Annotated in this window: 8 protein-coding genes; 2 read left to right on the top strand and 6 right to left on the bottom strand. The window is 41.4% G+C overall.

Annotated features, from left to right (window positions below; all coding sequences use genetic code 11):
• Nucleotides 1-256: 256 nt before the first annotated feature.
• Complete coding sequence (locus tag A6K76_RS10865) at nucleotides 257-952, top strand: MIP family channel protein (protein ID WP_066464967.1); 696 nt, start codon at nucleotides 257-259, stop codon at nucleotides 950-952.
• 53 nt (nucleotides 953-1005) lie between these two features.
• Here A6K76_RS10865 and A6K76_RS10860 read toward each other — a convergent pair whose 3' ends face one another.
• The 3 genes from A6K76_RS10860 to A6K76_RS10850 form a co-directional block, all read right to left on the bottom strand.
• On the bottom strand, nucleotides 1006-3387 hold the full coding sequence (locus tag A6K76_RS10860; protein ID WP_066464965.1) for a P-loop NTPase family protein: 2382 nt from the start codon (nucleotides 3385-3387) through the stop codon (nucleotides 1006-1008).
• 427 nt (nucleotides 3388-3814) lie between these two features.
• Entirely contained in the window at nucleotides 3815-4630 is an 816-nt protein-coding gene (locus tag A6K76_RS10855) for a helix-turn-helix domain-containing protein (RefSeq protein ID WP_066464963.1), read from the bottom strand.
• Between the two features lie 202 nt (nucleotides 4631-4832).
• Entirely contained in the window at nucleotides 4833-6092 is a 1260-nt protein-coding gene (locus A6K76_RS10850) for an L-lactate MFS transporter (protein ID WP_066464954.1), read from the bottom strand.
• Nucleotides 6093-7277: 1185 nt separating this feature from the next.
• On the opposite strand from A6K76_RS10850, the gene A6K76_RS10845 reads away from it, so the two are divergent.
• On the top strand, nucleotides 7278-8117 hold the full coding sequence (locus A6K76_RS10845) for a S1C family serine protease (RefSeq protein ID WP_066464952.1): 840 nt from the start codon (nucleotides 7278-7280) through the stop codon (nucleotides 8115-8117).
• 203 nt (nucleotides 8118-8320) lie between these two features.
• On the opposite strand, the gene A6K76_RS10840 is transcribed toward A6K76_RS10845, so the two are convergent.
• The 3 genes from A6K76_RS10840 to A6K76_RS10830 form a co-directional block, all read right to left on the bottom strand.
• Entirely contained in the window at nucleotides 8321-9601 is a 1281-nt protein-coding gene (locus A6K76_RS10840; RefSeq protein WP_066464951.1) for a hypothetical protein, read from the bottom strand.
• 189 nt (nucleotides 9602-9790) lie between these two features.
• Nucleotides 9791-10906 (bottom strand): alanine dehydrogenase, encoded by a 1116-nt coding sequence (gene ald, locus A6K76_RS10835; RefSeq protein ID WP_066464950.1) that lies wholly within the window; start codon nucleotides 10904-10906, stop codon nucleotides 9791-9793.
• 429 nt (nucleotides 10907-11335) lie between these two features.
• A complete protein-coding gene (locus A6K76_RS10830; RefSeq protein ID WP_066464949.1) occupies nucleotides 11336-11734 on the bottom strand; it encodes a hypothetical protein in 399 nt (132 codons plus the stop codon).
• Between the last annotated feature and the right edge of the window lie 339 nt (nucleotides 11735-12073).

Raw genomic sequence — 12073 nt, 5'->3', positions numbered from 1 at the left:
ACGAGGCTCGAAACAAGAGGCGGACTCCTGCGGGAAAAGCGTGAGCGAAAGACTACAGGCTCGAGCCACGCCCGCGGAAAGCCTGCCTCGATGTGGAGAGCCGACGAACAAAATGCTAAAATACATTCACCGTCTATATATGTAAGGAAAAAATGTTATCTTTGTGAAATATTTTTCATTTTGTTGTTTATATTAGTTTCATTTTAAGGTAAAATGTGTAAATGTATTACATTTAATGAAAATAGGAGATGATCATATGAACAAAATGGTCGCAGAAATTATCGGTACGTTCGTGCTCGTCTTATTCGGTACAGGAACAGCCGTACTCGGTGGCGGCATTGAAGGCGTTGGCATTTTAGGGATTTCAATGGCATTCGGTTTATCTATCGTTGCAATGGCATATTGTATCGGTACAGTTTCGGGCTGTCACGTAAACCCAGCTGTATCAGTAGCAATGTTTGTCAACAAGCGCATTAACGCAACAGAGCTTGGCTTATACATTGTAGGTCAGCTAATCGGAGCAGTACTTGCTTCATTAACACTTTATTACTTCCTTGTACAATCTAACTTATCAACGACGAACTTCGGACAAAACAGCTTCGGAGCACTCGGTATGGGTGGCGCGTTTGTCGTAGAACTTATTTTAACTTTCGTATTCGTATTAGTTATTATTGTCGTAACAGGTAAACAAGGAAATGCAAACTTAGCAGGCTTAGTGATCGGTTTTACGCTTGTGTTAATTCACTTATTAGGTATTCCGTTAACTGGAACATCGGTTAACCCAGCACGTAGTTTCGGCCCAGCATTATTTGCAGGTGGCGAAGCATTAACGCAGCTTTGGGTATTCATCGTCGCACCAATTGTCGGTGGTATTCTTGCTGCAATCGTCGGTAAATTCGTATTTGATACAGAGTCAGGCAAAGAATCAATCGCGAACAAGCAAATCGACTAACAAAAAAGCGTGATCGGAAGAGTTCGTTTTCCGATCACGCTTTTTTTGTCGTACTATAAACTGTTGAACAACACTTCATGTAGTGGTGTTTCGACCATGCCTAGTAAAAATAGCACGCCGTATATTAAACCAAATAGTACCGCTGCAGTCGCAACCGAGCAACCGCTAATAATTAAGCCTCGATACGGCATTTTATCATACTTTACTGGAATCGTCTCAATTTGTGTAAACTGCTTTACCTCGTACTCTACTGGCAACGTCGCTTCCTTAATCGGAGTGATGTTATAAAGTGCCGCATCATATGTCGGCAATGCAGGTAAATCATAGTCATATAGTTGCTCAATGCGCAGTAGCAATAATTCGATTCGCTGCTCTAACGCTCGCAATGCTGGCTGCTCAACATGCTCTACAACAAGCTTACTATTTTGCAAAATACGCAGACGATCGCGCTTGACGAGCATTTCTTGACGCTCCTCTAACGCTGTACGCCACTCAGACATGACGTATTCTCGCTGATCCATTTGCTCCTTATAGCGCTTCATATAGTGGTCGTATTGGTGAATCAATATTTGCTTATGCTCCGTCGCTTGTTCGTCTAGCTCACGATATGCACGGTCTAGCTCCTCGTATTGCTGCTGACGAAACGCTTGAATACCATCGTAATCTTGTGCAATCGCTCGCAGCTCCTGCTTGTCGTGATTCGTTAATAGCGCATAATGACGATACGCTGCAATAATGGCCGCATATGCTTCCTCGTGCTGCGTTAACGTTTGCTGCGCTTGCTCGTCATATACATCCATTTTCGCCTCAATCATGCGGTAATTTTCAATCAGTTCATGAAAAAGCTCAAAGCGTTGATCCATCGTTTCTTGCTCGTCAAATTTATCGTCAAACAATAATAGTAGCTCATTAATCGTTTCGGTTTGTTCTAAACGTTCTTGAAATTGCACCATCATTTCCTTGTCGCAAATCGCGCTATCGACAATTTGTGTCATTTCACGAATGACGCTTTCAGTCGCCTCTAAATGTTGCTCCGTTTCATCAAAGAAGCTCGTAATATGCTCTCCTAAATATGCGCTAATTAACGCCTCTAACGTAAATGGTAATGCATAATGTGAATCCATTACAACAGCTGGTACATTTTCCTCTAACGTTAGCTCAACATCTTGCAATGTAATCGGTAACGGCTGCTCAAACAGCTTCGATAGTTTATCGATAAACGTCACATGGAACTCATATGCTTCACGGTATGCAGTAATATCGTCATGCTGCATAAACGTAAATGTTTGTGCTTGCTGCCATGCGCGTAATGCTTGTCGCTTGTTTTCTCGCGCAAGCTCTTCTACTTGCTCTGAAAATGCCAAATATAGCTTTTTCATCGTGTAATACACATGATACTGCGGCAATGCTTCTTCCTCATCATGCAGCAGCACAATCATTAAATCTTCTAACTCTTGCATCGTCGCTGGCGTTAAAAATAACGTCTCTGCCTGTAGTACTAAATCACGCATCGACGACTGGAAAAAATCATCATGCTGCATGTACGATGCGATATCCCCATCAAATGCTGGCACATACTGCTCTAATGGCATATTAATCAGCCGTACAAGCTCCTCATCTTGCGCATCAACAACATGTTGAATCGACAGCTCAAACTTCGCAATGAGTGGCGCAATGTCCTTATATGCCGTTTTCATCAACGCTTCAATATATTCAATAAATGGCGTAAATAATTCCCAACATTGCTTCATTTGCTCTGTATAAAATGCTTCATTATTTTCTAAAAATGCCTCAAGCTGTAAAAAACCGCTTCGTTGATACAAATCATCATCGTAAAATTCTTGCGCTGCTTGAGCATATGACGCTGAAATCGGAAAAACGTGTGCTAAAAACGGGGAGATCGGCTTTAATTGCTCATCGATGTGCTGCTGTAGCGGTTCATCAACGAGCTGGTCGTGAATATCAATCATATTTACGAGGCCAATAATGCGCTTACCTGCTGCCGTGTACGCTTCTAGCTGCTTCACTTCCTGTTCACTGCCAATATTTCCGTACTGCGTCACCCATAAAATAGTATCGCTCTGTTCATCGATCACATGTGGCTCTGAAACATGTAAAATGAGCTCTTCTAAATAATCTAAATCGTGTAAAAATGTATTTTGCGGGTACAGCATATGCACATTTTCATGAATAAAATAAGTGCCATCTACACAGTTCGCTGCTACTTTCCCGAGTAATACGTCAACAATCGCTGTTTTGCCTACTTGCGATAGCCCTGTTAATGTGTAACGTGGCATCGTAGGCAGTGCCCTTAGTTCCTCTAAAAAATATTGTGCAGCTTCCGTGTCTACTTGTTGCTTTTCGACGCATGCTTGTACATACTTCATCAGCTTTTCACGCAAGCTTTGCACTTGATGTGTCAAAGTTATTGTCATAATGTTCGTCCTTTAATTCCAAAATATATTCCTTCATTATACCACACTTTTATCACTGAAGTTTTCATACGCGAAAAAACACGAAAAATCTACATAACGTAAATTTCCCCTTTATAGCTCATCACGGTAAGCTTATGTTGACGCATAAAGGTTGCTTGAAACGAGCGGCAGACTTCTGCAAGAACAGCGAACGTTTCTTTTGCGACGAGTAATCGCTCGAGACCCCGCAGTCGTAAGGCACGAACGACAAGGAAGATTGAGACACGAGCTTTTCCCTAAGACCTTAAGAAGGCTCGCCACACGCGCTAGCCATCCTTCGATCTTAGTTTTGCAGCTGAAACAATCGATTCATCTCGATAAAAGTGGCGTATTAACAGACCTACAATTATAAAAAACATGATGTGAGCATCAATTGCCCACATCATGTTTAGCTAATGACTAAATCTTTATGCTCTTTGCGATAAATCGACGGTGATAAGCCTGTACATTTTTTAAATACGCGACTAAAGTAAAAGCAATCATAATAGCCGACATTTTCGCCGACTTCTGCTACCGAGCATTCACATGTGCGCAACTGCTCCTTCGCTTTTTTAATGCGCAGCTCCATTAAATATTGACTCGGATTCATACCAATCGTTGCTTCAAATAGCTCGCTAAAGCGTCGACGCTCAACACCGACACGCTCTGCTAATTGGGCGATCGATAAGTCTTCTGCGTAATGCTCGTGCATATAAGCGACCGCAAATGATACGACTTCGCTTTTTGGTGTCATTTTTTTTCGCTTCGCACTTACTAAAAACTCCTCGAGAAACTGCATAAATAACGTCTGACTTTGTAAACGTGCATAGCTTCCTGGCGTTTGTGCAAGCTGTAGCATATGCGTAATGAAATGCGTACAACGTGCTACATCGTCTACTTCATAGCTATAATGATGCGGCAATACATTTTCCTCACCTAGCACCTCGTAGCTTAATACGACATATTGAAACGGCTGTACACTCGTCACCGTAATGTAACATTCTGTATGCGGACCAACATGTAAAATATGATTGGATTGTGCAGCATATTGTATGTCTTCTATTGAAATTTTTGCTTGCCCTTTTAACGGAAATAAAAAATAGTTCATTTTCGGATTAATATTACGAATCGGACAAGCGCTTTTAGAAGCCAATGTCGTTGAAAAAATATTAGCAAAATGCGTTGGTGTCTGTGCATAAAGCTCGATTAATTGGTTAATGTTCATCATATGTACGTCCTTCCAACTTTCTAATTGAGAGAGTTCTCATTGAAAATGATTATCAATATCATATAAATCATTACATCTTTTGTCAACTGCATTTCCAAAAATGATCGTAAAAAGTGTTCCGTTCGCCACACCTCACGATTTAAGACACAAAAAAGCTGTACGGTTCGTCTCCTTTGACGTCTCGTACAGCTTTTTTTATTTATGTTGTTTGTACTTCTACTTCTGTTACTTGCGTGCTGCGTTGCTTTTTCATGCGCTCAATGTCACGACGTAATACAACCGCAATGATAAAGGCTACTGCAATTAAGCCTGTGAACACGTAGAACACCGGAATGTAGCTGCCTGCCCCTTCGTAAATTGCTGTTACAAGCATCGGACCGAACACACCACCAAGTGACCAAGTCGTTAATAAGTAGCCGTGAATAACACCAAGCTGCTTCGTACCGAACATATCTGATGCAAATGCCGGTAAGTTTGAAAATCCACCGCCGTAGCAGCTTACTACTAAGAAAATAAGAATTTGGAATAGCAATACGCTAGATGTAAACGGTAACACGATGAAAGCAATCAATTGAATCGTAAAGAAAATAACGAAAACGTTTTGACGACCGATGTAATCTGATCCTGCTGCCCAAAGAAGGCGACCACCACCGTTAAATAATCCCATTAAACCAACCATCGTAGCTGCCCCTGCAACCGATAACCCAACGATTTCTTGCGCCATTGGAGAGGCAACTGAAATCATCATAATCCCTGCTGTTACGTTAATTAGATGCATTGACCAAAGCATCCAGAAACGTTTTGTACGAACCGCTTCACGCGCAGATAATTGCGGCGCTTCTACTTTCGCTGGACCGTATTTGCTCACCGACTCTGATCCTTCTACTTCGCCCGGCTTTGGTGGCGCGATATATAATGCCCCGCACATCATTAATGCGAAGTAACTAATCCCTAAAATAAAGTACGTATTTTGAATGCCTACGTTTTGCATTAAGCTTGCTGCAACTGGTGCTGTAATTAATGCCCCTGCACCAAATCCTAGTACAGCCATACCCGTTGCTAAACCGCGACGATTCGGAAACCATTTAACTAATGTCGATACCGGCGCGATGTAACCAATCCCCATACCTAAACCACTCAGTAAACCGTATGTTGCCCAATATAATACAACTGAATCAATCATGATCGCGACACCAGCTCCTGCTTGCCCTAAACCAAATAGTACAGCTGCGAGCATGGCCGATTTACGCGGTCCATTTTTTTCTACAAAGCTTCCAAACATCGCCGCGGCAAACCCGGCTAACCCCATCATAATTGTGAATGCAATCGTAACTTGTGTCGCATTCCAACCCATCTCCGTTACAATTGGATTTTTATACACACTGTATGCATATGCTCCCCCGATTGATAAATGAATTGCAATCGCCGACAAAGCAATTAACCAACGATTCTTTTTCATAAAAACTCCCCCTCACGAAAAATATCTGTCGTTCACACTTTTTTTCTGTTTCTTTGTCTGTTTTGTGAACTGCTTGTTAACACATTATCATTACACAACGTTTTTATGCAATAGTTTTATTTTCAGTAGCATGTAACCGTAACAACATAAATATTTTGCATAAATAAGATTTTTCATTCATTTCTTACAATAATCTGTACTTATACACATTTAGATTTCCTTTCATATCCACTGTAAACTGTACTAATCAAAGATGAAACAGATATTTACTTCGCACATTAAAGTATTTCAATATAATACGACAAAAATGAAAAAAATATTTATTTTTACTTATTTTACTTCTATAGTGTAACTTTTTTCTTTTTAATTCGACATTCTTGTTGTGAAACACTTTAATTTGTCGCTCGTGACAATTTTACGTATTTGAGAACGTTTTTTCGCTCGTTTATTTAAAATTCTTAACCAAAAATATGTAAAAAAAATAGAAATAAAGCTTTTGACGTTATTATTTTTAAAAATGCATATTCGCGACTTACAGATTTTGAGTTACGAGCTTTTCCACAAGGCGTCTCAGCGCATGCTACTTGCGACCGATCTACAGCATTTATTTCAACTTAGTTGCTAAAAATTATGGATCTTCACCATAACTTGGGGTTGCTTTCCACGTCGAGGCAGGCTTTCCGCGGGCGCGGAGGCGAACACGATGTTTGTCATGAAGGTGATGCCACATGGACGTGGCGTTTATCACCTTCCTCAAGCCTCCTCGTCGTTCGTGCCTCACGACTGCGGGGTCTCGAGGCTCGCGCTTTTCCCGCAGGAGTCCGCCTCTCGTTTCAAGCAACCTTTATGCGTCAACCCCAGCTTAAGGTGATGAACCAAAATTATGCATTTCACTATATAACGATGGCGTTTCAGCAAGCTTGCGAAAAATATTCATTTATAGAGACGGTGAATATATTTTAGCGTTTTGTTAGTATGCTCCACATAGAGGCACGCTTTCCGCAGGCGTGGCGGGAGCCTTTCGTGTCACGCTGGAGTCCGCCTTTTATTTCGAGCCTCGTTCGCATTCTAAATTTCAATCACCTTGTATATAGCTATTAAAATGACCATTCAACACGCTTGAAAAATGCCATCATTTGCACTACTGTCCGTTGTCTTCTACACTACGAATAAGAGGTGACAAACATGAATGATAATTATAATAAAGAACCATTATCAGAAGAGGAATTTTTAGAGCTTGTACTACAGGAGCAGGAAAAGGCATTGGCTGAGGCGAAAGAGGAGCGCAGACGTCGGGCACAAGGACAGGCGACGATCAAGCGAAAGCCGTTTCGCATTCGCATCGTTGCGTACGTCGCTGCTTTTGTGCTACTTATTAACGCACTCGCACTATTTTTAGAAGTGTACTCGATTCCAGCTGTCGACTTTATGAAGGCATCTGCTACATTGTCACAGCAGCAGCCAATTCAAGAAGCGAAGGAAGCAATTGTTGAAATCCGAAGTGAAAATAGCAAAGGAACAGGTTTTTCCGTTAGCGCAGACGGCTGGATTATTACGAACGAGCATGTCATTGATCATGCGCTTTCATTAACAGTGGCGTTTCCATCACACGGCATATATGAGGCAGAAGTCGTCGCAAGCTTCCCACATATCGATAGTGCCATTTTAAAAATTGATACGACCGATGCGCCATTTGTTTCACTTGCATCAGCACCTACTTATATAGAAGAGGCGCCCATTACATTTATAGGAAACCCACTATCATTTTCGATGATTGCGAATAAAGGTGTATTGAAGGAGCCGATTTTATTGGAAGATTGGTCATCGGCTGTGTATATGATTGATGCGCCTGTATATAAAGGCAACAGTGGCTCGCCAGTGTTTAATGAGAATATGGACGTCATCGGTATTATTTTCGCTACAATGTCGCATCGCTCACTCGGAAAAGTCGGACTATTGATCCCAATTGAAACGTTGCTTAACGTTGCACCAGCTAATTTTGTTGAAGCAATTCAGCTACAGTAAAGTACGATACGTGACTACAAGCATTAAAAGCTTAACAGTTACAATTCACAATGGATGCTTCGTCGTGAAAGTGGACTTCTCTGGAGATCAAACTACACCTGAAACATGTATCTCCCCAAAAAAGTAATTTCAAAAATAGAAAAGTGCCATTGGGAAATGTTGAATTTCCCAATGGCACTTGTTTTGTTCTAACCTCTTTTCCATTAGCATAACTGCTCATCTGAAATATTTTCAATTTGCACGCGCTCCCATTTAACGCGCTCGTTTAAAAACTCAATGTAAGCGCATAATACAAGCTCCTCCATCGATTGCTCATCGTATGTGGTGCGACATGCTATACCGACTAATAATGTTTGTTGTAATTCATCGCTAACTTGCGCTTTCAACGAAGCAATTATTTTGTGTATGTGCTGCTCACTTTGCATGCGCATAATGAGTAGTACTTCTTGATAAATTATTTCTACATATACGACGTCGTGCAATTGCTGACAACTTTGCAAAAGCTTTTGTGCGTACGTCATATTATGCGTATGCTCTAGCTGCAAAACGATTGCAACGACTGGCTCATCATTTGTAATTTGCCCGTGCAATGGCGCTAGTAGCTCGTTGCTATACATCGTCGTTGCACGTGGACGAGTCAACGTCGTATGCTTTAAAAATTGCTCGTATTGGTGCTTCGTTTGATTGTAACGCACGAGCTGATTTACTTTTTTGTATAAATCGAGCTTCGTTTTAAAGAGCTGCTTTTTCTCCTCATTTGATAATGTATGCTCCTCGATGACATGCGTACAAACATGTAATGCATCGCTGTAACGCTCGACCATTAAATAATACCGTGCCTTTAATAAAAGAAACTGATGATATTCACGCGTTAACCCTTCCATTAACGGCGGCATTTGTAACTCTTGTAGCAACGTTAAAATACGCGGCTGCTTTTTCGCCTCAATGCTCGCCTCTAACAGTAACAGTTTCGCACATACGTGATCGTTTTTTGTCGCGATGTCGTCACTTTGCATGTAATGTGACTGAAGCTGTGCGCACTCATATGCTGTGTCGTAATTTTTGCACGCTAAATGTTTGATTGCGAGCATGCGATACCCTTCTGCTAAGCAGCGTGAACTGTAACGCGTTTTCTTTTGTGCATAGCGAATGTAACGCAATGCTTCTGTTTGTAATTCGTCGTAGCGCTGATGCTGAAGTAAATAAAGTAAGCGAATGCGATAAATCATCCAGCGATTGTCAGGTGGCAACGAATTTGCATCAAAATGCAATAGCTCCTCCATGTTTTGTGAATGAATCATTTCCCCGTAGCGAAAGTAGTAATTCGCCTCTGCGTTATAGGCAATGAGCCTGTATACAATGTTCTGCTCACGAATAGCTAAACGCTCTAAATATAACGTCAAGTCACTAACGAGCTCACGGCGTTCGTTTTCAATCAGCATATGCATGGCGTTCATATATCGTACATACGATAGCTGAGACATGTTCATCACCACCTTTTTATAAAATCCGTTCGTTCAACCTCTACCTTATTCCTTTACACCTTTTCTCACATTATAAAACCTAAAGATTTATCGTTTATTAAAAATAAGCATACAAAAGACGTATTTATAAGCATCTACACTCATAAAATACGTCTTTTTTTAATTATTTTATTTCATCAATATGATTCTTTATACATTTTCTAAAACGTGCTCAGCTGGTATATAGTCATGCCCTAACGCAACTGCTACGGCTTCGTACGTCACGACACCACCAGCAACGTTTACACCTTTTCGCAGCGCTTCATTGCGTCTTGCCGCTTCCTTAATGCCGAAATTTGCTAACTGCAACGCATAAGGCAATGTAACGTTCGTAAGTCCCCACGTAGATGTTCGCGGCACTGCACCAGGCATGTTCGCCACCGCATAATGAATGACGCCGTGTTTTTCATACGTCGGATTGTCGTGCGTCGTCACATGTGTAGACGTTTCAAAAATGCCACCTTGATCGATCGCAATGTCAATAATGACCGCCCCTTTACGCATGTTCATCACCATTTGCTCGGTAACAAGCTTCGGTGCTTTAGCGCCTGGAATTAACACCGCACCAATTATTAAATCTGCGTTAGCGACCGCTGAAGCGATGTTGTAGCTATTTGACATAATCGTTTGAATGGCATGTCCATATTGATCGTCTAGCTGCTTTAAACGATGCGCACTAACATCTAATATCGTAACGTTTGCCCCTAAGCCGATTGCCATTTTCGCGGCATTTTCTCCTGCAACACCACCGCCAATAATGACGACGTTTCCACGCTCGACACCTGGAATACCGCTCAGTAAAATGCCGCGACCACCGTGAATTTTTTCTAAATATTGTGCGCCAATTTGCACAGCCATGCGCCCTGCCACCTCGCTCATTGGCGTGAGAAGAGGGAGCGTACGATGAAGTTCGACCGTTTCATACGCAATCGCAATGACGCCACGTTCAACAAGTGCTTTCGTTAACTCTGGCTCTGCAGCTAAATGCAAGTACGTAAATAAAATAAGCCCATTGCGAAAATATGCGTATTCCTGCTCGATTGGCTCCTTTACCTTCAACACGAGATCACTTGCCCATACGTCGTCTACTGTGCCGATTTCTGCCCCTGCTTGCACATATTCATCGTCGGTAATAGATGATAACACGCCCGCGCCCGCTTCAATGACGACGCGATGTCCCTCTCGTACAAATGCGTCCACTCCTGCTGGTGTAATCGCCACACGTGCTTCGTTATTTTTAATTTCTTTCGGTACACCGATGTTCATACGCCCACCCCTTTTCACATATTGTATCAAGCGTGTTGATTAGCCCGTTCGCGTATTGCGGCTCGCTTTCCGAGGTGTTAAGGCAAGAGCTTTTCCCCTAAACGTGTCGCCGCACGCTCCTTACTCATATACAGCATTTATTTCCGTTTGATTGCTGAAAATAATAGCTTTTAATGTATAAAAAACGCTAATCAATAAACCTGATATTGTACTTTTATTATAACATTAAACAGAAGATATACGTACGAACGACAAATAAAAAGAATGCACTACGAGTCAACTTTGACCTGCAACGCATTCTTTTCTTTTACATATGAACTTAGACGTATTGGTTAACAATTTTCATGCCACTAATTTTTTTAGCAACATATGAGAAATAAATACGGCATCGAACTGGTCAATGAGCCGATCACATCACAATATCATTCATTACCAGCGACGTCTTTTACGCGATGTACTGTAACTTCTATACGATGATGCATTTTTCTTTGGCTGCAATACATAAAATAAAATACTCATTAACACGACATAAATAATCGATAACAATAAGCTATATTGCGCAGGCGTGAATGAGAAAAACATCGTTTCCCAATCATTCGCGTGCGGGCGTCCTGCATATGCATAAGATGTTACCATCGTTGCCAGCGCTCCGAGAATAAACGGAATGAGCTGACGCTGTAATGCCGCCCAAACTGTGACAATAATAAACACGATCAATCCTGTTACGTAGCCGAGTATATTACCAACTTCATATTGAATGAACATCGCAAAATAACTGTAAGGAAAAGCAAGCAACAGTATAATAGCGATAAACTGTACAATTTTCATTCGTAAACGTCCCTTCTAAATAAAACTCTCTATTATCATACCATCACTTACACATTTGCGACATTATTTTCTGAATTCCGTTCATTTTTATCGTGAAATAACAAAAAACGATACGTACCTCGCGAAAAGTACCTCGATTATGTCATACGAATGTCTTGCTATCGCGCGACGATTCACTATACAATAATAGAATATTTTTAAAGGCTTGTTGCAAGTCTGTTAATACGCCACTTTTATACAGCTGAATCGATTGTTTCAGCTGCAAAACGGAGAGCAAAGCGATTTTGTCGTACGTAGCGCGTGCGGTGAGAATCCGTAAGCCATATGTGGAAACTTAAG

It is taken from the genome of Caryophanon latum (assembly GCF_001700325.1).
In the GTDB taxonomy this organism is placed as follows: domain Bacteria; phylum Bacillota; class Bacilli; order Bacillales_A; family Planococcaceae; genus Caryophanon; species Caryophanon latum.
The sequence above is the reverse complement of the archived record's forward strand: the minus strand, read 5'-3'. Positions and strand labels throughout refer to the sequence as shown.

Excerpts from the sequence above, each read along its gene's own strand:
- A6K76_RS10865 (WP_066464967.1), top strand. The coding sequence starts at position 257 with ATGAACAAAATGGTCGCAGAAATTATCGGTACGTTCGTGCTCGTCTTA.
- A6K76_RS10860 (WP_066464965.1), bottom strand. The coding sequence starts at position 3,387 with ATGACAATAACTTTGACACATCAAGTGCAAAGCTTGCGTGAAAAGCTG.
- A6K76_RS10855 (WP_066464963.1), bottom strand. The coding sequence starts at position 4,630 with ATGAACATTAACCAATTAATCGAGCTTTATGCACAGACACCAACGCAT.
- A6K76_RS10850 (WP_066464954.1), bottom strand. The coding sequence starts at position 6,092 with ATGAAAAAGAATCGTTGGTTAATTGCTTTGTCGGCGATTGCAATTCAT.
- A6K76_RS10845 (WP_066464952.1), top strand. The coding sequence starts at position 7,278 with ATGAATGATAATTATAATAAAGAACCATTATCAGAAGAGGAATTTTTA.
- A6K76_RS10840 (WP_066464951.1), bottom strand. The coding sequence starts at position 9,601 with ATGTCTCAGCTATCGTATGTACGATATATGAACGCCATGCATATGCTG.
- ald (WP_066464950.1), bottom strand. The coding sequence starts at position 10,906 with ATGAACATCGGTGTACCGAAAGAAATTAAAAATAACGAAGCACGTGTG.
- A6K76_RS10830 (WP_066464949.1), bottom strand. The coding sequence starts at position 11,734 with ATGAAAATTGTACAGTTTATCGCTATTATACTGTTGCTTGCTTTTCCT.